Raw genomic sequence first — 26073 nt, forward strand, 5'->3', positions numbered from 1 at the left:
GCCGGCCCGAAACAAGCCGCGCATCCGTGTTTTACGGGAATTTGAGATGAGGCTATTTCCCGCGGCTTTCGGCAGCGGCAATGTGAGGGTCCACCTCTCGGTCAGCTAAAGACTCTGGCAGGAACTGCAAAACCCGAATACCAACTGTGGTGATCAGCAGGGCCACGGCCACGCCGCCAATGCCAAGCAGGAACTCTGGCAGGCTTGGCCAGTAGGGCGCAACGGCGCCGCCAATATCGCCCGGGGCGCCGAACTCGACCACCGTTTTGCCAGGGAACATTTCCTGCGGGTAAGCCTGGCTGCCGATAATGATCACATACATGGCCGCCAGCCCACCAAAGATGACCAGCGCGCTGGCCAGGGCAATAGCTTTGGGATTCTTGTTGTGTTGCGGGTGATAGATGATACCTAGGGGCACCAGACTGCCGACAACAATCCAACCGAACCAGAAAGCCAGGGTGTAGATCCCGCCGCTCACCAGCAGGAAATGCTCGATATTCTGCGTCTGAGCACCATACAGGCGAGTCAGGTGATAGATGAGCGTGAAATAGAGCACCCCAGCCACAAACAAGCCCAGGAGGTTTTTCAGCCGTTTGAGCATCAAGGCGCCGATGAGGCGGTCATCCTGCTCAAAGCTGTACATCAGCACCAAAATGTAAATGGCAAGCCCGTAGGCGAAGGACATGACGACAAACATGGGCGCCAGAACCGCCGTGTCGTAAGCTTCGCGTCCAACCAGAAAGCCAAAGATTGACCCGGTACCAGTGGTCAGCGCCAGGCGCCACAGAAAAGCGAAAGACCCGACCGGCTTTTTGTAGGGGTCGCCCTTGCGATCAGCCATGGTCCAAAGGTAGGCGATAACTATGGCCACAAAGCCGGTATAGAGAAAAATGTTCCAAGCAAAGATGGAACTGAAATTGTAAGTGGTCATGGCCACGGCGAGCCGGTCCGGTCGACCAAGATCCAGCACCAGCACCAGCAGGCCACCGATCAGCAGGGCAGCTGCCAGCAGGCCGGACAGGCGGCCCAAGGGTTTATAGAAGGATTTGTCGAACACTGTGCCAATGGAGGCGACATTGAGCGCGCCCGAGGCCGAGACGATTAAGAAGACCGCAAATACATGCGGTGTTCCCCAGACCACCGAATTGGTCATGCCGGTAACCCAGTGGCCGTGGTGCTCCATATAGAGCGCGGCAAGCCCGCCAATGGCAATGACACCGGCCAGTATGGCCAGCAGGCTCCAGTAGCGCGATGATTCAATGCGCCATTCGCGATAGACGATTCTTCTCATGACCGCTTGTCCTCGCGGGTTAGATGCCGGCATAGCGCACGCCGGTATTGAGTTCGAGATCCTGGCGGATCTGGCGGCTGTTGATCTGCCGCAGAGCCTCTCGCAACGGGCCGTGCGGCTCATTCAGGTCGCCGAAAAGGATAGCGGCATGGCCGGCCTCCTGGCAGGCGTCAGCACAAGCGGTGCTGGTTTCGCCGTTATCGAGGCGGTAGGCGCAGAGGTTACAACTCTCCACACAGCCCTGGCCGCGTGGAGACCGGGTAAGCTTCTCAGCCACTTGCTCGTGGATAAATGAGCGCGCCTTGTAGGGACATGCCATCATGCAATAGCGGCAGCCGATGCAAGTATGACGGTTCACCATCACTATGCCGTCAGCACGCTTAAATGATGCACCAGTCGGACACACGTCCACACAAGGCGGGTTCTCGCAGTGCTGACACATGAGCGGCAGATTGGTCATGCGTCCAGTCAGGTTGTCGCGCAGTTTGACTTTTCTGATCCAGGTTGCGCGCTGGTTGTCCCACTTGAGCGGCTTGATGCCTTCGGGCGCTTCTTGCAAATCGAGGCCGTTTTCGTGCTCGCATGCTTCAACACAGGCGTTACAGCCGTCGGCGCATTTCGCGGTGTCGATCAGCATACCCCAGCGCTTGATGTCGGTCACCGGGGTGGTGCGCGGAGCAGCAACCGCAGCCGTATGCAGCAACACTCCCGGAGCCACCGCTGCGGTAGCCACCCCGGCGGCGGTAGCGAGAAAGTCGCGCCGACTGCGGTCAGGCTGTTGCTCGAGATCTGGCTTTTGGTCGATATCTGAGTGTTTAATTTGCTCGCTCATGGCTCTTTAAAATCCTCCTGCCGAGCCGCCTCCGGCACCTGCACCAGTGCGGCGCCGAGTGGCCGAACGCCTGCTGGCCGGGTGGTGGATGACCTGGCGGCTGCTGGGTCTTGGGGCAACCCCTGCAAAGGGACGGATGTCTCTTCTTCGGTCACCTGATTCCAGCCTTCCCCGTCTGGAACAGTCGCATGGCAATCAAAGCAGTTCAGGGTCACTGCAGCCGTTTCGTGGCAGGCATTACAGAACTGCCCCTTGCCATTGACAGGAACTGGAGTCCCATCAGCGGTGTGTCCTGTATGACAGCCCACGCAGCCAGAAAGGCTGTACTTGGTGTGTCGAATGCCGTTGTAGACAGTGGTATCGCGCTGATGGCGAATATACTCCATGTGGTAGCGACGCATTTCGCGGGTGGGCTCGACGCAGCGATCAAGTTCCGCCGCCTTGGAGCCCGGCACAACAAAGCCGCCGATGGCCTCGGCGCGGGCCACCCCGGTACTCGTCAATGCGCTACCCATTACTGTCAGCACCATCAGAGTGAAACAACCCGCGAACCACCAAGGGTTGGTGACTTTCGCTTCCGTCATGAACGCCTCCGGATATCCTGTGTGATCTCGTCCGCCTTCCTAGAACATCGTCGGATCAAACATCTTGGCCTGTATCTGTCGTCCGGGTCAGCCCTGAGATGGCGCGGTGTCAAAAGTTGACGCCGCGCCCCCTCTAAGTGGACTCGGTGGACTTACTCGCCTAGCCCCATCTTGATGTAACCGGTCGGGCAGACATCGGCGCAAATATGACAACCAATGCACTTGGCATAGTCGGTATCGACATAGCGACCGGTCGTGCTCTCGCTCTTATTGACGCGGAAGACAGCATCCTGCGGACAGAAGATCACGCAGTTATCGCACTCAAAGCACATGCCGCAGCTCATGCAACGTTTGGCCTCGTTGATGGCTTCTTCTTCGGCGTAACCGATCACCCGTTCCTTGAAGTGGCCCAGCACATCATCGGCGCTTGGGACTTCTTCCTTGCGATGAATGCGCGGGGTGTATTGGTAATGCCCCAAGAAAAGTTCGTCGTGCGGGATGACCTCGGCACCGGAGCGATCCTCATAATTGTGGATGGCATACTTGGCGTCAGAGGTACCGCGCAGATCGCCGTTGTGGGCGTCAAAGTGCTCAGGAGAAAGCTCGGCTTCGTTGAGTTTGGCGAGAAGATCGAAGTGATGGACATCGACCTTGGGTCGCCGCTTGTGCTCGGCCTGGCCCAGGTAGGCGTCAATCGACTCAACCGCGACCCAGGCCTGACCGATGGCCGTGGTCAGCAAATGCGGGCGAATGATGTCGCCGGCAACAAAATGACCCGGCTTGTCGGGCACCTGGTAGAACTTATCGGAGTTCATCAGACCGCGACCGTTGTCGAACTGCTCTAAGCCAGTCAGATCGCCGCCTTGGCCGATGGCCGAGACGATGATGTCCGCATCTAGTACCCGCTCGGTCCCTTCCACCGGCGTTGGACGGCCGTCGGTCATCTGGCAGTCGGCAACTTTCAGGCCAATGGCGCGACCTGCGTCGTTCTTGATGACTTCTACCGGCATGACACCATCGAGCACGGTCACGCCTTCTTGCAGAGCGTCGTCAACTTCATGCTCGGCCGCAGTCATCTTGTCCCGGGTAAACAGTGAGGTCAGGGTCACTGTGGCGCCTTCTGCCGCAGCAGCCGTGGCCGCGTCATGGGCAACATAGCCGTCGTGAATCACAGTCTCGGGCAGATCGCTCTTGTTGGTCTTGGAGATATGACCAAGACGGCGTGCGACCGAGACCACGTCGATAGAGGTATCGCCGCCACCAACGCAGACCACCTTCTCGGCTGTCACTTTCATGCGGCCTTCGTTAAAGGCTTTGAGAAAGCCCACGCCCGAGACGCAGTTGGGCGTGCCGTCCCAGCCAGGCACTGGCAGACCGCGACCGCTCTGACAGCCGATGGCCCAGAGCACGGCGCCATAGTCTTTTTCGAGTTGTTCAACCGTAATATCCACACCCACCTTGGTGTTGAGCTTGACCTCAATCTTGCCCATGTCGAGGATACGGTTGATCTCGGAGTCCAGAGCGTCGCGCGGCACACGATAGCCAGGGATGCCGAAGCGGAACATGCCGCCGAGACCAGAATTGGCCTCGAAGATGACCACTGCATGGCCCTTGCGACGCAATTGATAGGCGGCCGCGAGACCCGCTGGACCGCCACCGATGATAGCCACGGTCTTGCCCGTATCAGCCGGGGCAGACTCGAATTTGTAGCCGTTGGCAATAGCGGTGTCGCCGATGAACTGCTCGACCGCATTGATGCCGACGAAGTCTTCCACCTCGTTGCGGTTGCAACCGTCCTGACAGGGTGCGGGGCAGACGCGGCCCATCATCGACGGGAAAGGATTGGCATCGGTGGAGCGGCGGAAGGCGTACTCTTGCCAAGTCACGTCCTGGGGTGGCTGCTCCAGCCCGCGCACAATCTGTAGCCAGCCACGGATGTCTTCGCCGGACGGACAGCTTCCCTGGCAGGGTGGCGTCTTGTGGACATAAGTCGGGCACTTGTGAGAAGTGTCCTGAACAAAAATCTTATCGGTCAGGCTGTCCCAGACATTGTCGCCGTCTTCATACCGGCGCCAGGAAAGCTTGGTCATTTCTTCACTTGAAGTCGCCATCGGGTCACTCTCCTCCGGACTGGAACCCCAGAGGTTCCGTCTATCGCTATCCGTTACTCAAAGCGGGCCCGGTCAGAATTAACCGAAGCCCAGAATTAGGGAAGCGCTGATTTATTCAGTGTCTGAGAATTTGAGCCGAGATGCATCAGTCACTTAGCAAGCGACCTCGGCCGAAAACTCGAATAAATCAGCGTCTCCTTAGGTTGTTCAGGCCGTTGCCTGGGCCGACTCGCTGCTTTGCTCGTCGCTCTCCTTGCCGGTCAGGATGATTGCGTTCGACACTAACTGGTGAATACCCACGATCTGATCCATGTCCATGCCGTAGTAGGGCAGCACCTTGGTGAACTGAGTCTTGCAGATGGCGCAGATCGCGGCCATGTGGGTCACGGCCTTTTCCTGGATAACATGGTTCAGCGCCTCAATGCGCGGCTGCGCACCCTTGACGCGCACCTCCATCAGGTCGTCGGTCAGCAGACCACCGCCGCCGCCGCAGCAGAAGGTCCGATCACGGATGGTCTCTTCATCCATGTCGTAATAATGGTTGCAGACCTCGCGGATGATGGCGCGCGGAATATCGAACTGCCCGCCCGGTTTATCCCCCATGCGCGAGGCGCGCGCGACATTGCAGGAATCGTGATAGGTCAGCACCTTGTCGTCGTTCTGCGACTTGTCGAACTTGAGCTTGCCTTGCTGGATAAGATCGTAGGTGAACTCGCAGATGTGCTGCGGGATCGGATAACGCTGATCGAGAAAATCCCAGGGGCCGGCCAGCGTGTTCAAAAAGCTATAGGCCACACGCCAGGCATGGCCGCACTCGCCAAAGACGATGCGCTTGACACCAAGCTTAATGGCTGCCTCACGAATGCGCAGCGCCACTCGGCGCATGTTGTCGTAGGAGCCGATGAACATGCCGAAATTGGCGGCTTCAGAGGCATAAGTACTCATCGTCCAGCTCACACCGGCCTCGTGGAATACTTTGCCATAGCCAATTAAGCCATCGACATGGGGCTCAGCAAAGAAATCGGCCGAGGGGGTGACCAACAGAATCTCGGCACCCTCCTGGTCAACCGGGAATTTGACTTCAACCCCGGTATCGTCAAAAACGTCTTCCTCGAGTCCTTCAAGGGTGTCAATCAGCGCTGGGCCAGGCAGACCCAAGTTGTTGCCGATCTTGTAGACCTTGCCAATGATCTCGTTGCAGTACTTCTGCCCAACACCGATGTGATCCATGATCTCGCGCGCTGCCATGGATATTTCTGCCGTATCAATGCCGTAGGGACAGAACACTGAACAGCGACGGCACTGAGAACATTGGTGGAAATAGTTGTACCAGTCCCCGAGCACGTCCTCGGTCAGCTCAGTCGCGCCGACCAGATCCGGGAAAAACCGCCCGGCAAGGGTGAAATACCGCCGATAGACCTTTCGCAACAGATCCTGACGACCAACTGGCATGTTTTTGGGATCATGAGTGCCCAGGTAATAGTGGCACTTGTCGGTGCAGGCGCCGCACTTGACGCAAGAATCCAGGTAAACACGCAGCGATCGATAGCGTCCAAGCAGATCGCCCATCTTGTCGATGGCCTTTTTCTGCCAGTCCTCCACCAGTTCGCCGGGAAAACCCAGCGCATCCTGAAATTCCGGCTTGGACTTAAAGGTCTTGGAGTGCGCCATGACGCCCGGTTCAATCTCCGGGATTTCTGCGTACTCCTTGAGCTCGGGGACCTGAAAATTTGCCTTAGCCATGTATCAACCCCATTTCTCAAACTCGGAATCCGGCGGCCTTGATCATTGCCTCATACTGCCAGCATGCGTGGGTGCCTAATTGCACTGCCGGGATGGCGCTGCCTGGGATTGCAATGGCGGGATTGCAATCCTGATCACGCTCATTACTCTTGCTCGAGCCGTTTCGCCCAAGGCGCAATATGGCGTTGCTCGCGCGGGTTATCGACCTGATTGCGCGTTGGGCTGAAAAACAGTCCTGGCGCATGGAGCAGTTTGCTGTAAGGGAAAATAATCATCAGCAGCGCGACTAGCAACAGGTGCAGCAGCAGGACTGGATCGGCCGGCAGAACAAACACTTCAAACTGGTACAGGCCAGCAAAGAATTCTTTCACTCGGATGATATCGGTGTGCACCACAAAGCGCATCATTAGACCCGTCAGGCCAATGGCGATCAGCAGTCCCAGAATCAGGTGATCGGAGCGCGATGAAATGTAGCGCACCCGGTCAACGAAAAAGCGTCGCGTCCAGAGCCCAGCAAGTCCGACGATCATGGCCATGCCACCATAAATGCCAAAGGGCTGAATCATCTGAATGGGCACAGGCACCGGGTCGATGAAATAGCGCAAATGGCGCAAGGTCACCAACAGCAGCCCAAAGTGAAACATCCAACTGAAGATCCAGGTCCATTTATTACCGCGAAACAGGCTCTCGAACAGCACCACTTCGCGCGTCATGCGCAGCGCCACACCGACGCGGGTGGTCGGAGCAGGCGTGGTCGGGATCTTCAGCGGCGCCGGCGTGCGCGCATATTGCAGAATCTTGAACGCCACACCGCCAAGCAACACCAGTGTCGCAAAGTAGAACAAATAGGCGTAGATATCCGAGATAAAGGACATAATCGCGCGACCTCAGTCTTCAGCCTCAGTCTTCAGTCGTAACGCTGCGGCGGTTCATCGAGCCGCAGCACGGCTCTCCGGCCCGGAGACGCTCACACCCAGTAAACCAAGGGGATGCGAACGCCCGATATCCGGAGAGCGCGCAGTTGCGCCGGTCAGACGCAGCCGGTTGGCTTAGGCAGACCCGCGTAACGGCAAGCCTGCTTGGCTGGGCCATACGGGAAGAGACCATACAGATACTTGCTGTTGCCCTTGTCCTTGCCCATCTTTTTGCCGACGGCCTTGGTCAGAACGCGCACGGCCGGAGCAATCTGGTATTCCTCGTAGTACTCACGCAGGAAGTTAATAATGTCCCAGTGCTCGTCGGTCAGTTCCAAGTCGTCCTCCTTGGACATGACTTCGGCAACGCCGGCCTCCCAGTCGTTGATATTGGCCAGATAGCCTTCTTCGTCAGTCTCAAAGCTCTTGCCATTGACTTCGATCGGCATAGTCGTCTCCTGAGGTTCGTTTGAATCAGTTGAATGAAGTGGTGAAAATTACAACCAGGCCTGGACGGCATCGGCTTGCGCGGCGAGATCCACAAAGCCGCCGTAGTCCACGACGCTGATTCCATTAATCAGGCGATCCTCGTCAAAGCCACGGGCTTTGAGATCCTCGCCCAGCACATACACTTTAACCGATGTGAGCGCGCGCTCGACAGTCTCGGCTGCGGCGGTACCTTTAAGCGCGCCATAAATGCCATCTTCAAACAGCAGCACGGCGGCACCCTCGCTAACATGCGCCAGACAGGACTCCAGCGAGGACTTCTCGAAGGGCGACTTGTTGACGGTGTGAAGCTTACTCATGCGGGGCTCCCTTAAAAGCTGAAGACAACGTCGGACTCATCCATCAGCGCGGCCATTTCGGCACGCGAGACGAGCGCGATGGAGTCTTTCTCGGCATAGTCCTCGTCCTCGTCCTCCCAGACTAGGTGCTGCAGGTCGTCAAGCGACAGGCCGCGCTCTTCGAGGGATTCTTTCTCGACAAAGATCTTTTTTACGTCATAGTCTCCAAGGGCGGCGTAAGTCGGCGAGAAATTCTTCATGCCGATGCCGGCGGTCTCTTGGCCCTTGGTGAGCTGGTAAACACCATCGTCAACAAAGGCGAGGCTGACATCCTGGTCGAAAGCCGCGCCGATCAGGACGACCTCAAGCGACTCCCACGCATAAATGGTGCCGTAGGGCGCCTTGCGGTTGAGATACAGAAATTTTTTGACTGTTGCAGACATATTTTCGTGCTCCTATGGCTGGGCGCGGCTGCTAACTGGCACGGCCTCAGTCGCCGAAAACGACCAGACGTTCGGCCTGAATTGCCGCCTCGACCAACTGCCCCAGACCGGAAATGCGGAAGCGCGGGTGAATATTGGTCGCATCCTTGCCGTTACGCTTCGCCTCACCCTCATCCACCATGCCACGGCGCTGGGCTGCGGCTACGCACACCACCATGTCGAGATCGTGCTGCTCGGCCAGCGCGGCCCAGCGCTCGACGACATTGCGGTCATCTTGCGGCGGTGTGGTCAGCCGACTCGCGTTATCGACGCCGTCGTGATAGAAGAACACACGAAAAACCTCATGCCCCTTATCGAGCGCCGCCTTGGTAAAAAAGTACGCGGAGTCCGACGCTTGGTGCTGGTAGGGTCCTTCGTTGATCTGAATGGCAAACTTCATGAACTACCTCGCCTAAGGTTCATAGTCCCGGCCACCCCGGTAAATGAATCCATGAGATTCACGGTCAATTGCTCAGGTCCGGAACATGGACCTGTGCCCTACTCTTGCCCGATGGCACAGCCCGCTGGCCGTGCCACCCGGCACCGCATCAGAAGCGGATGTAGGACGATGAGTTAAAGCTGGCTCGCGCACCGCGCCAGGTATCGATGTGATACTTGGTGAAGGGCAACTCGACTTCCTCGAAGAAGCGCGGCCAACCAATGCGCTCGATCCACTCGTTCACCCGCTCCCAGTCACGCGCACCTTCTTTATAAGCCTTAAGAATTTGCTTGACGATAGCGGTGGCCTCGGGCCAGCGCGGCGGATTATTGGGGATACCGGCTGCGACCAGCTTTTGGAAAGTCGGCTTGCCGCGTGCGTTGGAGTGATTACCGCCCACCCAGATCGCCAGCTTGGAGTGCTCGGCGTCGTTAATCTGCATCGGCGGACAGGGCGGATAGCAGGCACCGCAGCAAATGCACTTGCGCTCGTCGACTTCGAGCGAGGGCTTGCCATTGACAATGGCCGGACGGATAGCTGCGACCGGGCAGCGCGCTACAACCGATGGCCGCTCGCACACATTAGCCACCAGATCGTGGTTGATTTTGGGCGGCTTGGTGTGTTGGATATTGATGGCGATATCGCCCTGGCCACCGCAGTTGATCTGGCAGCAAGAGGTGGTGATATGCACCCGGTTGGGCATGGTGGCGTTGCGGAACTCATCAATGAGTTCATCCATCATCGACTTGACCACGCCCGAGGCATCGGTGCCGGGAATGTCGCAGTGCAGCCAACCCTGGGTGTGGGAGATCATGGCGACCGAGTTTTGGGTACCGCCCACCACAAAGCCAGCATCTTCGAGCGCACTGATCAGCGGCTGAACTCTGGCCTCTTCGGTCACCATGTACTCAATGTTAGAGCGCAGGGTGAAATGCACAAAGCCGTCAGCAAACTCATCGCCAATGTCACACAACTTACGCAGCGTGAAAACATCCAGAATGCGCTGGGTGCCGGCCTTCACCGTCCATATTTCGTCGCCACTGTAGGCCACATGGCGCAGCACGCCGGGACGGGGATGCTCGTGGTACTTCCACTGGCCAAAGTTTTTACGCATCGTCGGATGCATGTACTGCCAGGGATCGGGACAGCCGGATTCAATCGGCTCACGCATATCTTTTGCAGCCATCGACTTTCCTCCAGTTCGTTGGCTCCGCCGCCCGTTTCCGGGCAGCTGGAATTCTGTCGCGCCGGCCGCCCTTCAGTGGGCTGAGCCGGCATTACAAAGGGATTGGATTAACCGGCCGCGCGTTGCTCGGACTGACGCTCGAACCACTGCTCCGCAGCCTCATCCCAGCCATCCAGTCGGATGTAGGAACTCTGACGCGGATGTGCGAGCATGTTCGGGTCGGCCTCAATGCCGATGCCGTCGAGGAAGTTCGCCAAGCCGATACGCTCGATCATCTCACCGCAGCGCTCGTGCTCTAGACCGTTCTCCGCCCAGAAGTCGATGATGGTCTCGGCGAGCTCGACCATGCTCTCGTAGTCTTCCTCGGTCTCAAGCTTCTTGAAGGGAACCAGCACGGTCCCCATCAGATCGCCGATTTTGAGCGTGCGCTTACCGCCGATCAGGATGGTCACGCCCTTGTCGTCACCGGGGTGCAACGCCTTGGGCATGACATTCAGGCAGTGCATGCAGCGCACGCAGTCGCGGTTGTTGACTTCGATCGAATCGTCGTCGTTCAGCGACAGGGCATTGGTCGGACAACGGGTGATGACGTTATCAATGATGTACTGGCGGCCCTTGGTCTTGACGTACTTCTTGATCTCGTCCTGATCGACCTTCATATCGTCGCGCCAGGTGCCAAGAACCGCGAAGTCGGAGCGCTCGATGGCGTTCTGGCAGTCGTTAGGGCAACCAGAGACCTTAAACTTAAATTTATACGGCAAGGCCGGGCGATGGACATCGTCGGTGAAGTTATTGACCAGCATGCGATGAGACTTCAGCTCATTGGTGCAGGACATTTCGCAGCGCGCCGAGCCGACGCAGGACATCGCGGTACGCACGCAGGGGCCAGCACCACCGAGGTCCCAGCCATAGTCGTTGACTTCGTCGAAAAAGTGCTGGGTCGCCGGCGTATCGGCACCGATAAACATGATGTTACCGGTCTGACCATGGAAGGTCACAAGGCCAGAGCCATGCTTTTCCCAGCTGTCGGCAAGCTGGCGCAGCATCTTGGTGCTGTAATGGTTACCTGCCGGCGGCTGCACCCGCAGGGTATGGAATTCCTTGGACTTCGGGAAGGCAGCACCCACTTCAGAGAAGCGCGGGATAATGCCACCGCCGTAGCCAAAGACAGACACGGTGCCACCTTTCCAGTAACCCTTGCGAGTTTCGTAAGAGTGCTCAAGCTGCCCGAGCAAGTCATTGGTCATCGAGTTGATGCGCTCTTCCGGGTGTTCGTCGCGCAGCCGCTTGATGCCAGAAATAAAGCTCGGCCAGGGCCCGGTCTCGAGCTGGTCGAGCATCGGGGTGTGGTGCTTCTCGATTGCCATAGCGCAAATTCTCCCGAAACAGAAAAAAATTTGTCAGGGCTGCGGCAGCCTGCCGAACGCTCATGGTCCCGACCGCCCCGGAGGCTACAGCCGTTATTTCACGGTCATCCTGCCGGTTAATCCCTATCAGCCGCTACTTTAGTCCGACCAAAACGCTGGGTCTACTCCACCATTAGGAGGGGCTAGCCCCCTCACCTATCCCTTTGGAGATAGTTGACAGAAAAGATTTTCCCCAGAGATTCAGACATCTAGGACTGTCAGCCGAAAACCTGAGACGGAAATCTTAGCCGCGCGCTTGCGGAATGTCAAAATCCTCTAATATTAGCAATCTCTCATATAGCAGCCGCTAGCCGGCTTGGCCCTGAGCCGCGCGGGGCTTGTGTTCCGTTCCGGGCGCACTAATGTCACCTCAAACGACAAAGATCGCCGCTTGCTCGACGAGCGTCCCACTGCTGCTCTGCCCATGGCCGCGACAGTTGTTTTCGATAAACCGCGACTGCATCTTGCGCCACAAGCGAAAGGCTGGCGCGGGCCAGATCACCGACCGGCACCATCGGGAGTCCCACCCCTTATGTTGAAACTCAGCGAAATTCTCGTCGCCAATCAGGAGCTGGAAAGCTTCGATGACCTGCTCCCCATCATTCAGGCCATTGCCCGCGACGGCGAGCGTTTTTTCCGGATGGACGTCAAACCGCCCTTTCCCGACACCCCGGAGAATTGGGAAGACCGGCTCGAAGCCACCTTCAGCGGCCTGGTGCGCTAAGGAGCCAGCCGACTTGCCCGACCTGACGTCGACAACCACCAGCGCCGCTAGCGCCCCCTGTCCGCCGCCCGAGGTTGCCACCATGGATTTTCACGACATCACCCGGTCGCACTTGGCCGATACCGCCGCCGACTCCGTGCGTCCCCGCTCGGCCGAGGAAGCCGCACTCGAAAGCCACCTGAGCACCCTGCAGGAACAATACCGCGACCTCGAGCGCGCCAAAGCCAAAACCGGCGCCAGCGTCCATGCGAGTCACGAACAAGGCGCCGAACTCCAACTTCAAATCGCGCGCACCCTGGTCAGCCTTGAACGCGGAGCAGAAGCCTGGCCCATGGCGCGCGAGGCGCTCGACAGCCTGATCAGGGCACGAGATTTCGAATCCGCCGCCGATTGCTGTGATGTGCTCTTCCGCGCCGAACAGCCGCAGTCGCTCTCGGCGCTCGGCCAGGGCATCTGGCTGGCTGTCACCTACCCAATCGATCCCGAGCTATCCATGGAACTGCTGAGCCATGTGATCGAAGACACCCCGGACGACGCCGACGGCGCGGCGGTAGCGGCCACCACGGCGCTTTTTCTTGCCGATGTGCGTGCTCAGGGTAGCCAGCGCGATAACCTGATGTTCTTCGCCTCCCAGCAACTCGGGGAAGTTGCACGCCGTCACAGCCAAATTGACAATCAAGACGCCTTCGACGCTTGGCGCGACCGCCTGGAATTGCGCGAGCCGGAGAAATTTCTGGTCCGACTGCGCAATATCGTCGATGTGCTTGTGCAGGACGACTGGTGGTTCGACCGCGAGGCGTTGCAATCCGAACTGCCACTAAATTAACCCTCTATACCAATCGCAAACTGGCTAACGGTTTTGGGCCAGATGACGGCCCAGAACAAACCAAAATCTCAAAGGGTCTCGGTATAATCGCTGCTCGAGGGAAACCAAACACCCGACTTGACCTCTTTCACCCCGCCTTTGCCGGTGAAGTCCTTATGACCCAAAACTTTTGGCAGGAAGACACTCACGAACAAGCACCATCCACCCACGATGAAGTGGTCGACCTGCTTTTTTCCCTGAAATGCCGCGCGCTGCCGGTCGATCACGCCGAGGCACTGGCGCAAGCCCTGCTTGGCGCCGCGCCATGGATCAGCGAAGAGCCCTGCTGCGGCATCCACAGCATTCATGTCGCCGGCTCGCAGAACGGCTGGCAGCGACCTGACGCCGATGCCGGTCAGCCGCTGATCCTGTCGCGCCGCACCAAACTTGGCGTCCGGGTGCCCAAACATCGCGTTCCTGAGTTGCGCGCAGCGCTTGAGCATCGGGATTTCGACATCGCCGGCCATGCGCTGCATCTTGAGGCTGCCAAGGAACGCCTGCTGAGCCGCGAGACCACCATCTTCTCGCGCCATGTCTGCTGCGAAGGGGACAACAACGAGAGCGAATTTCTCGACTGGGCGGCCGCAGCCCTGGCCAAACTGGATATCAAAATCCGCAAAGCCCTGTGCGGCAAATCGGTCAAACTGCGTACCTCGGCCGGCTGGCTAGCGACCCGCAGCCTGATGCTGGCCGATCTCAGCCTGGAAGAATCCCTGCGCTTGCAGCAACATGGCATCGGCCCACACCGCGAGCTTGGCTGCGGGTTGTTCATCCCGCACAAGGGCATAGAGGCTGCTGGACCGACCAAGGGCTGATCTGATCCGGTCTGTCAGGTCCGGTCTGTCAGGTCAGATTTTTCAGGTCAAATCTGGTCGAGTCCGGCTTAATGTGACCACATCCGAGCAGGGCCACACCGCCCACTAGTGACGGCATTAGAAATATTAAATATAATGATGCACTTACCGGCAACCAGCCAAAGGTTGCATCCCAAGCAATAACAACAAGAGGATCATCGACATGGCGATCGAGGTCAATGGCACTAGTATCGAGACAACCGACAGCGGTTTTCTGGTCAATTACACCGACTGGAACGAAGATGTCGCGCGCAAGCTTGCCGAGATCGAAGGCATTGAGCTGACCGAGCAGCACTGGGACATCATCAACCATCTGCGCGACGAATACATCAACAACAACCAAAACCAGCCGATGGAACGCGCGCTGCTGAAAGACATGGGCAAGAAATGGGGCTCCAAACCCAGCAGCAAGGACGTCTACAAGCTCTTCCCCCTCGCCCCCACCAAACAGGGCACCAAGATCGCGGGCCTGCCTGCGGTCATGCGCAAAGGCGGCTACTGAGACGGGCTCTCTCCTACCACAGCGCATACCCCGCTTTGTTGATCTTTTCTTCCGCCTGCGGCGCAACGCCAAAGGCGGATGCAAACCGCCCTCCCATTCGTTTCGAGAAAGCAGCCAGCGCCCAAACAGCGCCGAGCAGCCCAACAAGGGCATCTCCGAGAATACAGGCATCACCGACCTGACAGCAGCACTCCTGTTGCGCAACAACCCTGCGAATAGCTGAAAAATCCCGCCCTGTGCACGCAACTGCGCCCAATGGATTTCCACAACTATGACAAATATGTTAAAAATCCGGGCGCGTGGTGAACCGGCCTGCTAGGCTCAGTCTCTCATTCATTGCATCCACCGATAAACCTGCCCCAATGTCCCGCGAATTGCTCATCATGCGCCACGCCAAGTCCGACTGGGACAGTTCGGCACGTAGCGACTTCGACCGCCCGCTCGCCAAGCGCGGCAAGCGCGATGCACCGCGAGTCGGTGCCTGGCTGTATCGCGAGGGGTTGGTGCCGGACCTTATTCTAAGCTCCCCGGCCGAGCGCGCTCGCGCCACCGTGATCAAGGTCTGCAAGCGTCTGGATATCAACAAACAGAATATTCACTGGGACGAGCGCATTTACGAGGCCAGGGCTGCCACTCTCCTTGAGTTACTCGATCAATGCCCGCCGCAGTCTGGCACTGTACTGCTGGTGGGCCATAATCCCGGACTCGAATCCCTGCTCCAACACCTCACAGACAATGACTTCGACCCACCGTCCGATGGCAAGCTGCTACCAACCGCCGCCATCGCGCGCTTGGAGATGCCGACCGACTGGTCACAACTCACACGCGGCTGCGCCAATCTCATCTCCCTGACCCGCCCAAAAAACCTGCCCGACTCGGACTGAACGCGAGTTCACATCCGCGCCAGCATCACGAAAAAGAGGGACGCCCCCGGACTTGCCGCCAGAAACTGCTCCGCGCGCGTCAGTCGAGACGCTCGAACTCAAAGTCCTGGATTTGCCGCTGCTGTTCACTAAAGGCGATACCGATTAGGAAAATCGGCTGCCCGAGCGCGCGGTATTTGTCGGCATAGCCTTTGTCCTTGATCTGTTGCAGCGCACTGCCAGTAGGAGAGCGCTCGGCGACCTTAAACTCGAACAGCCAGATTTGGTGGTTGAACTTGAGCGTCAGGTCGATGCGCCCGTGGTGGGTAATGTCTTCGGCGATCAGCTCCAAGCCAAGCGCGGCCAGATGGCTGTAGAAGACGCTGGCCCAGTAGCCTTCGTAATGGGCAATGGGCGTGTTGTCATGCCAATGATGCGGGATAGCAGCGAACAGGCTGTGCAGATGCTCGCGCAGCGGTTCGGGGTCGCCAGCCTGGAGGATGTCGTAGAGCTGCCCGGACAGTCGGCTGGCCTGACTGGCGTTGCCCATCAATGCCTTGGCCAGCACGTCATTCAGGGCGCTTTGGACTTCCAGGTTGGGAAAGGTCAAGCGGTAGCGCGCGCGGGCGCCGATGCGTTGCACCTCAGCGAAGGTGAGATAACCAGTCTGCCACAGCAGGGCTTCGGTGGCGATATGATCGACATCGAAGCTCGATAGCAGTTCATCGTCGGCGATGGTCTGGGATAGATCGGGGGTGAAAATTCCGCGCTGCATCAGCAGGTCAATCAGCCCGGTGGGTGAGCCGGTCTCGAACCAGAACGAACGCAGCTCGCGTTTCTGGAACAGCAGCAGCAGGTCGAAGGGGTTGTAGACTGCATCGCCCAGCCAGTTGTAGCCGTTGTACCACTGGCGAATCTCGGCGCGATCCAAATCGCGTAGCTCGGGCGCAAAGACGGTGTCCAGATCGGTCTCGGTATAGCCGCACAGCGCCGAATAAGGTGCATCAACGGTGATGTCGTTTAAATTATTCAGCCCCGAGAACAGACTCACCCGGCTGAACTTGCTCACTCCGGTGATGAAGACAAAGCGCACGTCGGCTTCGCGGTCCTTGATCACGGAGTAGAGATTGCGCAGCCCGTCGCGCAGCTCGCGCGCCAGCTCAGGGCGGGTCAGGTTGTCGAGGATGGGCTTGTCGTATTCGTCCACCAGCACCACGGCGCGCTGGCCGCTCTTTTGGCGCGCAAGGCCAATCAGTTCGGCGAGACAGGCTTCCGGCTCTGGCTCGGTGCATTCGACATCCAGCCGGGCCATGTTCAGACGCAACTGCTCGCCAATCTTGGTATCGAGCCGCGCGCGAGAGCGCACCACCCCGCCGCCGAAGCTCAAGCGGATAACCGGGTAACGCACCGACCAGTCCCAGTCGGGATGAATCGCCAGCCCGCGAAACAGCGGCTCGTTACCGGCAAACAGCTCGCCGATGGTGTCGATCAGCAGAGATTTGCCGAAGCGGCGCGGACGGGAGAGAAAGTAAAAGCTGCCCTCGTCGATCAACCGGGCGATGAAGCCGGTTTTATCGACGTAGTAATAATCCTCCTCGCGCATCTTGGCGAAGGTCTGTATGCCAATGGGCAGTTTGCGGCGGGGCATGATCACGACCCTGGGGACGCTGTTGATAGAATACGATCATCAAACAACAGTGCGAGAAAGTCGAATCTGTTCCCAGATAGAGGGGAAGGAGGCAAAGGTCAGGACATGGGCTCCAGGTGCAGATGCCGCGCTGATCCGTGCGCATCCCCGTGGCTGTGAGCCTGCTCGGATGTCCTGACCGGTAGCAGGAAGAGTCTGGCATGGCGCACGCCGGTTTCGGCGCTGACCACATCCGCGAAGGCCCGCACCCGCTGCGCCGAGCCGCGCAGCACCACGGTTTCCATGCAGTTGTCATGGTCTAGGTGCACATGCAGGGTGGAGACGGCCAGGTCGTGATGATCATGCGAGAGCCGGGTCATGCGCGCCGCCAGCTCGCGCTGGTGATGGTTGTAGACGTAGGTGAGGGTGGCGAGACAGTCGCTGGCCTCCGGCCGGGCGAGTTCCTCAGCCCCCAAGCGGTCGCGGATCAGATCCCGCAGCGCCTCGGAGCGGTTGTCATAGCCGCGACTTTTCCGATAAGTCTCAAACTGCTCGGCCAGGTCATCGTCGATCGTAATGGTGACTCGTTGCATTGATGCTTGCTGCTCCTCCCGGCTGCTATCCCCTCAGGTGTCTCGGGCCCTATTATTTACCACCAAGACAGCCATTGGTTATCGTTGTCGAAAATTATCATGCCGCTTGATCATAAATCACTCGATGTCTGCCCTGCCATGAGCGACCTACCCCACAAAGACTCCCCCTCCCCTTGGCTGACCATTATCGGCATCGGCGAGGATGGTCTGGCCGGCCTTGGCGAGGCCGCGTGTCAGGCCCTGGCGCAAGCGCGGGTAGTCTTCGGCGGCGCTCGCCATCTGGCACTGCTGCCGCTAAAGCCCGAACAAACCCGGCACAACTGGCCAAGTCCCTTCGCGGCTACCCATGAGCGACTGCTCGCCTATCGCGGCCAGCCGGTGGTAGCGTTGGCCAGTGGTGATCCCATGTTTCATGGGGTTGGCGCGACCCTGGCGAAGTGGTTCGATGCCGCCGAACTGCGCGTGCTGCCGGCGCCCTCGGCGGTCTCCCTGGCGGCAGCGCGGCTGGGCTGGGCGCTGCATGAGGTAGAGGTGATTCCCGCCCATCGCGAGCCGTTGGAAAGCGTCGCCCTGCATCTGGCACCCTCGGCCCAGCTGCTGGTGCTGAGCCGCGATGGCGACACCCCCGCGCAACTGGCCGAGTTGCTGGTCGCGCAAGGCTATGGCAATAGCCGTATGGTGCGCCTTGAACGTCTGGGCGGTCCCGGGGAGCGCATCAGCCAAGGTCAGGCGGTCAGCTGGGATCATCCATCAGGAGCCGCGCTCAACCTGGTGGCAGTCGCATGCTGCGCTGATGCGAGCACTCCGCGCCTAGCGCGCCGCGCGGGACTGCCCGATAGCGCCTTCGCGCATGACGGCCAACTCACCAAGCAGGACATGCGCGCCATTGTGCTGGCGCGACTAGCGCCTGATCATGGCGAGCTGCTGTGGGATGTCGGCGCCGGCTGCGGCTCCATCGGCATCGAATGGCTGCGCGCTGGCACTCGATGCCAGACCATTGCCATCGAGTCCCACCCTGAGCGCTGCGCGCTGATCCGGGCCAATCGCGCGCGCCTCGGCGTGCCGGAGCTTAAGCTAATTGAAGGCCGCGCGCCCGCTGCACTCGCGGGATTGGAACGCCCCGATGCCATCTTCATCGGTGGCGGCCTCACTGCCACCGGCCTGGTCGAGCATTGCTGGGACGCACTCAAACCCGGCGGCCGCCTGCTCGCCACGGCCGTGACCCTAGAGAGCGAACTGCTGCTCACCACTCTCTATCAGCACCACGGCGGCGAGCTGATCCGGGTCGCCCTGGCCCAGGCCGGGCCGCTCGGCGGCTTTCAGTCGTGGGAGCCGGCGCGGCCGCTGACGCTTCTTGCCATCACCAAGCCCGTTTAGCCCGTTGCGCGCTGGCACCATGCAGGCGATGATCGAAACAGCATGAAAAACATCTCTTTAATCGGCATAGGCCCCGGCGGCCCGGATCTTGTCACCACCGAGGCCATCGCAGCCATGCGCGCGGTGGATGTCTTCTTTTTGCTCGACAAGGATGGCCCTGGCAAGGAGAGCCTGATTGCCGCGCGCGAGGCCATCATGGCAAGCTACCTTGAGCCTGGCAGCTATCGCGTGGCACGCGCGCCGAGTCCAGCACGCGCACGCACCGCCGAGGGCTATCTGGAAGTGGTGCAAGACTGGCACGCGCGCAAGCGGGCGCTCTTTGCCGAGCTGATCGCGCGCGAACTCAAGAATGGCCAGACAGGCGCGTTACTGATCTGGGGCGACCCCTCACTCTATGACCAGAGCGTCAGCCTGTTCGCGGAGCTGGTTGCCGAGCAGCCGCCCGGAAGCCCTGACGCGCTGCGCCTTGAGGTAATCCCCGGCCTGACTGCGGTGCAAGTGCTGACTGCACGCCATGCCATCGCGCTGAACCGCATCGGCGAACCCATTGTCATCACCACCGGCCGCCAGCTCGAACAAGCTGATCCGGCCACTGTCGATAACACAGTGGTCATGCTCGATGGCCGGGGCGCCTTCCGCCATTGCCTCGGCCAAGGGCTTTTCATCCATTGGGGCGCCAACCTGGGCACCGCCGATGAGGTGCTCATCGCCGGCCCGCTCGATACCGTTGCCGAAGACATCATCACCACGCTTGAACGCCTGCGCGGCGAACGCGGCTGGCTGATGGATATTTATCTGCTGCGACGGCCCGAGCGCCAGCCTTAGCCGGCCTCTTGGTACTGGCCTTTGATTGCTCACCGGCTAAAGCCCGCCCAGAAAGCCAGCCGAAAATGCTCATGCTATCCTGCGAACCTTGTCAGTGCGCAGCGGAGCGCCGAGGGGCATTGCCTCCTAACCCCGATTCACAATCCACTATCCACTTTCTAATATCCACCAGCCGAATGCATTACCAACGCGCCCCAGACGCCATTTACCGCGAATCCTTCGCCATCATCCGCGCCGAAGCGGATTTGTCCTGCATCCCGCCCGATCTCGAAGCCCTTGCGGTGCGTGTCGCCCACTCTTGCGGCATGCCAGATATCGTCGATGATTTGCAGTTCTCGCCCAATGCTGGCACTGCCGGTCGCGCGGCGCTGGATGCCGGCGCGCCTATTCTGTGCGATAGCCGCATGGTGGCCTATGGCATCACCCGCGCGCGTCTGCCGGCGGACAATGCCATCCTCTGCACCCTGGATGATCCGCATGTGCCGGAGTTGGCCCGCCAAATTGACAACACCCGCTCCGCCGCCGCGCTCGAGCTGTGGCGGGAACACTTGGAGGGCGCCCTGGTGGCCATCGGCAATGCACCGACCGCGCTCTTCAGGCTGCTGGAGATGCTCGATGATGGCTGTCCGCGCCCAGCGCTCATTCTGGGTTTTCCGGTCGGCTTCGTCGGCGCGGCCGAGTCCAAGGCCGAGCTGGTTGCCAACAGTCGCGGCATTCCTTTTGTCGCCGTGCGCGGGCGGCGTGGCGGCAGCGCCATGGCCACCGCCGCCATCAATGCTTTGGGTCGCGATCCTCATGCCAGCGTCTGACCGCCACCAGTCCGGTATGGCCAGCCACCAGCCAGAGCAAGCGCCAGGCCGCCTGATCGGCCTCGGCGTCGGCCCCGGCGACCCCGAGCTCATGACACTCAAAGCCCTGCGCCGGCTGCGCGAGGCCCCCGTGGTGGCCTACTATGCCGCCGAGAACAAACGCGGCAATGCGCTGACCACCGTGGCCGAATATCTGCGCCCGGAGCAACGGCTGATTCCGCTGATTTATCCCATCACCGGCAAAATCCCGCCGCCCCCCTTCGACTACGAAGGTGTGATGCGCGCCTTCTACGACCACAGCGCCGAAACGCTGGCCGAGCACCTGAGCACTGGCATTGATGTCGCCGTGCTGTGCGAGGGTGATCCCTTCTTCTACGGCTCTTTCATGTACCTGCACGACCGCCTGGTCGGACGCTTCCCGACCGAAGTGGTCGCCGGCGTCTGCTCGGTGGTGGCCAGTGCCTCGGCACTGCGCACGCCCCTGGTGTATCGCGACCAAAGCCTGCTGGTACTCTCCGGCACCCTGCCGGAAGCCGAGCTTCGCAGCCGCCTCACCGGCTGCGAAGCGGCTGCGGTAATGAAGCTCGGCACCAACTTCGCCAAGGTGCGGCGGGTCATCACTGAGCTTGGCCTGCTTGAGCGCGCGCGCTATGTCGAGCGCGCCACCATGAGCGAAGAACGTATCCGCCCGCTGCCGGACATCACCCCCGCGAGCGTGCCCTATTTCGCCATGATCCTGATTCCAGGCGAAACCTGGCCGGCAATTCAATCAGGCGCCGCGCTAGTGCCAGTGACCACTCCCGAAGAACAGCGTGAGGCATTGGCGGACGAGGCTTGCCCGGACAAACCGACTGAGGTCGCACCCGATGCCAGAGACGACAGGGGAGACTATCGCGCGTCACGCCGGTCCCTCGACTCTCGCCCCTTGCCCTTGATGACAAGCACAGCAGGCGGCCAACTCACGGTGGTGGGCCTGGGCCCAGGCGCGCAGGAATGGCTCACACCGCAGGCGCGCGCGGCCATCGACCAGGCCGAGGACCTTCTCGGATACGAAACCTATCTGCGCCTGGCTGGCCCCTTCCGCCCCGAACAGCGCGTGCACCCCTCCGATAACCGCCAAGAGCTGGATCGCGCCCGCGCCGCATTGGAACTCGCGGCCAGCGGCCGGCGGGTGGCGCTGCTCTCCTCCGGTGACCCCGGCATTTTCGCCATGGCCAGCGCAGTCTTTGAGGTGCTCGACCGCGGCCCGCAGCCCGAGCAGCAGCCTGCTCAAAATTCGGCTTGGAACCCAGCTTGGCAACAGGTCACACTTGAGATTCTGCCCGGCATCTCAGCGGCTCAAGCACTGGCCGCCAGGGTCGGCGCGCCGCTCGGGCACGATTTCTGCATCCTGTCCCTGTCCGACAACCTCAAACCCTGGACGCTAATCGAACAGCGCCTGCGCCTGGCCGCCGAGGCAGATCTGGTCCTCGCCCTCTACAACCCGCGTTCACGGGCGCGCCCCGACACCCTTGGGCAAGCACTGGAAATTCTGCGCGCACTGAAAGCCCCCACCACCCCGGTCGCGCTCGGCCATGATGTCGGCCGCGCCGACGAGCGCACCCGGGTGCTAACACTCGCAACCCTGGACCCGGAAACCGTCGACATGCGCACAGTGCTGATCATCGGCTCCTCGCGCAGCCGCGTGCTGCCCCGCGCAGAAGGTGGCGACTGGCTCTATACACCGCGCTGGAGCCAGGGGTGAACGGGGGGGGGGGAATCTAGCGGCAAATTTTTTCGCCGAGTCGCGCTTCAGCCAGGTTGATCGCAAAGCCAATCCAGAGCCCCGGCAACTGTTGCAACGCTCGGCAGCGACGGACGCTGTGGGCGCTCGCGCATGATGACCGCGATTCCCAACTCCCGAGCCGCCGCCAGCTTGGCGGCCGCGCCTTCACCACCGCTATTGCGGCACACGATGGTGTCGATCTCATGCCGGCGCAGCAGTTCAAGCTCCTGCTCCAGCGTAAAAGGACCGCGCGCGACCAGAAGCTCGGCCGCAGTGAAGGGCGGCATGGGGTCTGGCTGGGTCACGGTGCGCAGCAGAAACCAGGTATCGAACAGTGTGCTGAAAGGTGCCAGCTCGCGCGCCCCCAGTGCCAGCAAGACCCGACGCGCACCCTGAATTTGCAAGAATGCGACCGCCTGCTCCCAATCCGCCACTGGATGCCAGCAGTCGCCTGGTTGAGGCATCCAGGCCGGCCGTTCCAGGCGCAGCAACGGCACTTTCGCCTGATCGCAGGCCAGGGCCGCGTGCTGGCCCATGGTGTCTGCGAAGGGATGCGTGGCATCCACCACCGCATCGATGGCACGCTCGAGCAGAAAGGCGTGCAAGCCCTCCACACCACCAAAGCCGCCGATGCGGGTTTCTCCCACCGGCGGGCGCGGATGCTGGGTCCGCCCCGCCAGCGAGCTAATGGGGTGGAACGGCTCCCGACTCGCCAGTTCCTCGGCGAGGATGTAGCCCTCGGTGACACCGCCGAGGATTAATATCTTTTTGGTTTTCATACCAGATACGTCTCAGAAGCCCGCTCGGAGCGGGTCTTGGTCAGCAATCAAGTGATGCCCAGCGGACCGGGACTTTCGGCTTGTTTCGGACCAGGCCGCAGTCACCTGGACGCTGTGGGTCAGTCTGCTCCCGGCGCCCTTCGCTCCAGCCGCAACCGCAGCACCGCCAGCAGCCGATAACCGGCATGGACAAATTTGCTCACCGGCAGCAGCAGAAAAAACCCGTAGACAGCGCCCAGATGCGCCAGCAGCAGCATCCCCATGGCCGGAGTTGAGCGCCCAATCAGCAGCGCCAGTCCGCTCAGCACCACGGCCAGCAGCCACAGGCTCGCCGAGGTCTCGCCGCCCTGCACTTCCGGCGCCAGCACCTTCGGGTTAGTCCGACGCCGCAGCCACCAAAGGCCCAGCCCAGCCGGCAGCATCAGCAGCCCGCCGAGCAGCCCAAGCACCACCGGCAGGCTGTCCGCCGCATAGGGTGCAGCGCGCTCCAACCCATGATGCCAGAAGGCGGCGATCAGGGTAGCGGCCAGACAGAACAGAAAGCCAAGCACCAACAACTGATGCAGCCAGCGCCGCATGGGCGCGAGCCGGGTGTGGGAATCGGTGCAGCCCGGTCCGCCGCCGTCGAGATGGCGCAGGCTGGCAATATCCCACAGGGCCGCGCGCAGACCGGACCAGGTCAGCCGCGCCGGCGGCCGCCCAAGGCTGATCGCGCGCCAGAAGCTGACCAGGCTGATGCCAATCGACAGCAGCGCCCAGCCAAGGGTCAGCAGGCCCAGTCCCACCATCACCGAAAACGGCACGATGCGATAAAAATCTCCCGATGCCAGCGCCGATTGCGTGAGCTGCGACCAGGGCAACAACCAGATGCCCAGCAGCGCCGGTGCCAGCATGGCAAGACCCGGTGCCAGACCCAGTGCCAGAGCGGGTGCCAGCCCCGTCCGCCATGCGCCATCAGAGGCGCGCATCAGGCTCGCCAGTCCCTTCGGCCAGGCGAAATCGGCATAATCCCGCCAGCGCAGCCGCTCCAGAGTGCGCGGCACATTGACGCTAAATGCGTGCGGCGGCGCGTACTGGCAGGCTTCCAGGCAACTGCGGCAGGCATGGCAGAGATGAGCCAGATAGGCCAGATCGCCGGCGCGCAAGACCGGACGCTCGCGCGCCGCGTCGAATACCGGGCAAAAGCCGTTGCAATAGCCGCAAATGTTGCAGATGGCGAGCATCCGTCGGGCTTCATCGCGAGGGGAGTTGCTCGCGCCGGGCTCAGTTTCGAACATGGCGCGCGGCCTCCTCGCCAGCGAGACAGCCGAACACCAGCCCGATGGTCAGCATCAGGCCTGAGAGATAGCCCTGGGGGCAGAGATTCGGCGCCATCAGAGTACCGGCCGCGAACAGATTGATGATGGGCTCGCCGCTGGCCAGTCGCACCCTTGCTTGGGTATCAACCGCCAGACCATGGTAAGTAAAGGTCAGCCCAGGGCGCATGGGATAAGCGGCAAAGGGTGAGGTCGCGAGCGGACGCGCTGGCTGCGTGCGCGGCGGGTCAAGCGGCGGCGAGTGGCTGGCGGGAAAAGCGCGCATGGCCGCATTGTAGGTCAGCCAGGTGGTTTCGAGCGCATCGGCATCCATCCCGAGCAGCCGCGCGAGTCTCGGCAGGTCAGGGGCGGACAGGGGCGGATAAAGCGCAGCGGGTGCTGCCTTCAGCCCCTCAGCATCCAGCAGCAGATAGCCGATCTGGCCGGGATAGTCCGCCAGCCGCTGGCCCCAGAGGGCATAGCGGGTCGAGCCCTGATCGGCACCTTCGTCATGCCGACGCCGGCCGTCGCCGTCCACCACCAGCCCCAGCGGCATGCCGCGAATGCGGGTCACAATGCCACCATCGTCCACCGGCGAGCGCGCGTCCACCGCGACCAGATACAGCCGGCGCGGATCGCCCACCGCTTGAGCACCTTTGGCCAGCAAATCGATCAAAAGCTCGCCGCGTGCCTCGGGCGTGCCGCGATTGATGAAGCCCTCCGCGCGCTCACCGCAATGCTGGCGCAGCCAGTCCGCATTGCCTTGGGCACCGCCGCAGGCGAGCACCACGGCACCTGGCGCCAATGTCTCGCCCGGCGTCTCACCCGCCATTTCACCAGGCACCCCAGGCTGACAGGGCGAACGCAGATCAATACCCGTCAGCCGGTTGCCTTGGAGGCGCGGCTTACTCGCTGCGCACTCATAGCGGATATCCACACCCAGGCGTTCGGCCCGGGCATAGAGCGCATTGACCATCGCCTGGCCGCCGCCGAGCAAAAAGGCGGTCTTGCGCGAAAAAGGCAGCTGCCCCCTGGCCCGCGCTTGCAAAGCCACACCCGCCTCCAGCAGCCAGCGCGGCGCGGCGCGCGAACGGTTAATCAGCACGCACGCAAGTGCTGCATCCCCGTTGCCATCGGTGGCGCGCGTCAGATCGGCGGCGAACTCATCGGCCGGATAACTCCCGGCCACCAGCGCGCTCGGCTGGTCATGAAAAAAGCGAAAATTGCGCCCATGCCGACTGTTACCTCCCCGACGCCAGCGCGGCGCGCTCTCGATGAGCAGCACCCGCGCACCAGCGCGCCGCGCGCTGATCGCCGCACAGAGTCCAGCGATGCCGCCGCCGATGACCAAGACCTGGGGAGATTTCATCGGAGCTGGAACGCAAGCGAGCAAATAGCGAATTGAAGTTGGATGTCGCTTCC

25 protein-coding genes and 2 pseudogenes are annotated in these 26073 nt (G+C 60.8%); 10 read left to right on the forward strand and 17 right to left on the reverse strand.

The genetic code is table 11. The features are described 5' to 3' along the window. Positions 1 to 52: 52 nt before the first annotated feature. The 12 genes from nrfD to dsrA all read right to left on the reverse strand — a co-directional run bounded on the left by nrfD (position 53) and on the right by dsrA (position 11734). A complete protein-coding gene (nrfD, locus tag Thiofri_RS19300; RefSeq protein WP_009147775.1) occupies positions 53 to 1291 on the reverse strand; it encodes an NrfD/PsrC family molybdoenzyme membrane anchor subunit in 1239 nt (412 codons plus the stop codon). Positions 1292 to 1310: 19 nt separating this feature from the next. Continuing rightward, on the reverse strand, positions 1311 to 2123 hold the full coding sequence (gene dsrO, locus Thiofri_RS19305) for a sulfate reduction electron transfer complex DsrMKJOP subunit DsrO (RefSeq protein WP_009147776.1): 813 nt from the start codon (positions 2121 to 2123) through the stop codon (positions 1311 to 1313). Further along, positions 2120 to 2707, reverse strand: a complete 588-nt coding sequence (locus tag Thiofri_RS19310; RefSeq protein ID WP_009147777.1) for a cytochrome c3 family protein — start codon at positions 2705 to 2707, stop codon at positions 2120 to 2122. The genes dsrO and Thiofri_RS19310 overlap by 4 nt, the downstream gene beginning before the upstream one ends. A gap of 152 nt (positions 2708 to 2859) precedes the next feature. Further along, complete coding sequence (locus Thiofri_RS19315) at positions 2860 to 4818, reverse strand: NAD(P)-binding protein (protein ID WP_009147778.1); 1959 nt, start codon at positions 4816 to 4818, stop codon at positions 2860 to 2862. Between the two features lie 207 nt (positions 4819 to 5025). Then, the gene (gene dsrK / locus Thiofri_RS19320; RefSeq protein WP_009147779.1) at positions 5026 to 6561 is read right to left on the reverse strand and encodes a sulfate reduction electron transfer complex DsrMKJOP subunit DsrK; all 1536 of its coding nucleotides are present in this window, start codon (positions 6559 to 6561) and stop codon (positions 5026 to 5028) included. Between the two features lie 143 nt (positions 6562 to 6704). After that, entirely contained in the window at positions 6705 to 7436 is a 732-nt protein-coding gene (locus tag Thiofri_RS19325) for a respiratory nitrate reductase subunit gamma (protein WP_009147780.1), read from the reverse strand. Positions 7437 to 7591: 155 nt separating this feature from the next. Beyond that, positions 7592 to 7924 carry a TusE/DsrC/DsvC family sulfur relay protein gene (locus Thiofri_RS19330; RefSeq protein WP_009147781.1) on the reverse strand — a complete coding sequence of 111 codons (333 nt, stop codon included), beginning with the start codon at positions 7922 to 7924 and terminating at the stop codon, positions 7592 to 7594. A 48-nt stretch (positions 7925 to 7972) separates the two neighbouring features. Next, positions 7973 to 8281 carry a sulfurtransferase complex subunit TusB gene (gene tusB, locus Thiofri_RS19335; RefSeq protein ID WP_009147782.1) on the reverse strand — a complete coding sequence of 103 codons (309 nt, stop codon included), beginning with the start codon at positions 8279 to 8281 and terminating at the stop codon, positions 7973 to 7975. A gap of 11 nt (positions 8282 to 8292) precedes the next feature. After that, positions 8293 to 8703, reverse strand: coding sequence for a sulfurtransferase complex subunit TusC (gene tusC, locus Thiofri_RS19340; protein ID WP_009147783.1), 411 nt, complete (start codon positions 8701 to 8703; stop codon positions 8293 to 8295). Between the two features lie 46 nt (positions 8704 to 8749). Further along, on the reverse strand, positions 8750 to 9142 hold the full coding sequence (tusD, locus tag Thiofri_RS19345; RefSeq protein ID WP_009147784.1) for a sulfurtransferase complex subunit TusD: 393 nt from the start codon (positions 9140 to 9142) through the stop codon (positions 8750 to 8752). Between the two features lie 148 nt (positions 9143 to 9290). Then, a complete protein-coding gene (gene dsrB, locus Thiofri_RS19350) occupies positions 9291 to 10367 on the reverse strand; it encodes a dissimilatory-type sulfite reductase subunit beta (RefSeq protein WP_009147785.1) in 1077 nt (358 codons plus the stop codon). A gap of 107 nt (positions 10368 to 10474) precedes the next feature. Then, complete coding sequence (gene dsrA / locus Thiofri_RS19355) at positions 10475 to 11734, reverse strand: dissimilatory-type sulfite reductase subunit alpha (protein WP_009147786.1); 1260 nt, start codon at positions 11732 to 11734, stop codon at positions 10475 to 10477. 571 nt (positions 11735 to 12305) lie between these two features. Between dsrA and Thiofri_RS19360 the strand changes: the two genes are divergently transcribed. From Thiofri_RS19360 to Thiofri_RS19380, 5 genes are all read left to right on the forward strand, one after another. Continuing rightward, positions 12306 to 12497, forward strand: a complete 192-nt coding sequence (locus Thiofri_RS19360; RefSeq protein ID WP_009147787.1) for a hypothetical protein — start codon at positions 12306 to 12308, stop codon at positions 12495 to 12497. A gap of 13 nt (positions 12498 to 12510) precedes the next feature. Then, positions 12511 to 13323 carry a hypothetical protein gene (locus tag Thiofri_RS19365; RefSeq protein WP_009147788.1) on the forward strand — a complete coding sequence of 271 codons (813 nt, stop codon included), beginning with the start codon at positions 12511 to 12513 and terminating at the stop codon, positions 13321 to 13323. Between the two features lie 155 nt (positions 13324 to 13478). Continuing rightward, positions 13479 to 14177: a type I-MYXAN CRISPR-associated protein Cas6/Cmx6 gene (gene cas6, locus Thiofri_RS19370; RefSeq protein ID WP_009147789.1), complete on the forward strand. Its 699-nt coding sequence runs from the start codon at positions 13479 to 13481 to the stop codon at positions 14175 to 14177. Positions 14178 to 14379: 202 nt separating this feature from the next. Next, complete coding sequence (locus Thiofri_RS19375; protein WP_009147790.1) at positions 14380 to 14718, forward strand: TusE/DsrC/DsvC family sulfur relay protein; 339 nt, start codon at positions 14380 to 14382, stop codon at positions 14716 to 14718. Between the two features lie 362 nt (positions 14719 to 15080). Further along, a complete protein-coding gene (locus Thiofri_RS19380; RefSeq protein ID WP_009147791.1) occupies positions 15081 to 15602 on the forward strand; it encodes a SixA phosphatase family protein in 522 nt (173 codons plus the stop codon). Between the two features lie 79 nt (positions 15603 to 15681). Here Thiofri_RS19380 and Thiofri_RS19385 read toward each other — a convergent pair whose 3' ends face one another. Further along, a complete protein-coding gene (locus Thiofri_RS19385) occupies positions 15682 to 17229 on the reverse strand; it encodes an ATP-binding protein (RefSeq protein WP_009147792.1) in 1548 nt (515 codons plus the stop codon). Positions 17230 to 17327: 98 nt separating this feature from the next. After that, positions 17328 to 17801, reverse strand: a complete 474-nt coding sequence (nikR, locus tag Thiofri_RS19390; protein WP_009147793.1) for a nickel-responsive transcriptional regulator NikR — start codon at positions 17799 to 17801, stop codon at positions 17328 to 17330. Between the two features lie 138 nt (positions 17802 to 17939). Between nikR and Thiofri_RS19395 the strand changes: the two genes are divergently transcribed. The 5 genes and pseudogenes from Thiofri_RS19395 to cobJ all read left to right on the forward strand — a co-directional run. After that, positions 17940 to 19178, forward strand: a complete 1239-nt coding sequence (locus tag Thiofri_RS19395; RefSeq protein WP_009147794.1) for a bifunctional cobalt-precorrin-7 (C(5))-methyltransferase/cobalt-precorrin-6B (C(15))-methyltransferase — start codon at positions 17940 to 17942, stop codon at positions 19176 to 19178. A 42-nt stretch (positions 19179 to 19220) separates the two neighbouring features. Continuing rightward, on the forward strand, positions 19221 to 20003 hold the full coding sequence (gene cobF / locus Thiofri_RS19400) for a precorrin-6A synthase (deacetylating) (protein WP_009147795.1): 783 nt from the start codon (positions 19221 to 19223) through the stop codon (positions 20001 to 20003). 176 nt (positions 20004 to 20179) lie between these two features. Continuing rightward, positions 20180 to 20812 carry a precorrin-8X methylmutase gene (locus Thiofri_RS19405; RefSeq protein ID WP_009147796.1) on the forward strand — a complete coding sequence of 211 codons (633 nt, stop codon included), beginning with the start codon at positions 20180 to 20182 and terminating at the stop codon, positions 20810 to 20812. Between the two features lie 16 nt (positions 20813 to 20828). Then, a pseudogene (locus tag Thiofri_RS19410) lies at positions 20829 to 21560 on the forward strand (precorrin-2 C(20)-methyltransferase); the annotation flags it as partial. Between the two features lie 270 nt (positions 21561 to 21830). Beyond that, positions 21831 to 22556 (forward strand): annotated as a pseudogene (gene cobJ, locus Thiofri_RS19415) (precorrin-3B C(17)-methyltransferase); the annotation flags it as partial. A 47-nt stretch (positions 22557 to 22603) separates the two neighbouring features. On the opposite strand, the gene Thiofri_RS19420 reads toward cobJ, so the two are convergent. The 3 genes from Thiofri_RS19420 to tcuA all read right to left on the reverse strand — a co-directional run bounded on the left by Thiofri_RS19420 (position 22604) and on the right by tcuA (position 26044). Beyond that, positions 22604 to 23356: a cobalt-precorrin-6A reductase gene (locus tag Thiofri_RS19420; RefSeq protein ID WP_009147798.1), complete on the reverse strand. Its 753-nt coding sequence runs from the start codon at positions 23354 to 23356 to the stop codon at positions 22604 to 22606. A gap of 119 nt (positions 23357 to 23475) precedes the next feature. Next, on the reverse strand, positions 23476 to 24633 hold the full coding sequence (gene tcuB / locus Thiofri_RS19425; protein ID WP_009147799.1) for a tricarballylate utilization 4Fe-4S protein TcuB: 1158 nt from the start codon (positions 24631 to 24633) through the stop codon (positions 23476 to 23478). Then, entirely contained in the window at positions 24620 to 26044 is a 1425-nt protein-coding gene (gene tcuA, locus Thiofri_RS19430; protein WP_223296703.1) for an FAD-dependent tricarballylate dehydrogenase TcuA, read from the reverse strand. The genes tcuB and tcuA overlap by 14 nt, the downstream gene beginning before the upstream one ends. Positions 26045 to 26073 lie beyond the last annotated feature (29 nt).

Source organism: Thiorhodovibrio frisius, from assembly GCF_033954835.1.
Lineage (GTDB): Bacteria > Pseudomonadota > Gammaproteobacteria > Chromatiales > Chromatiaceae > Thiorhodovibrio > Thiorhodovibrio frisius.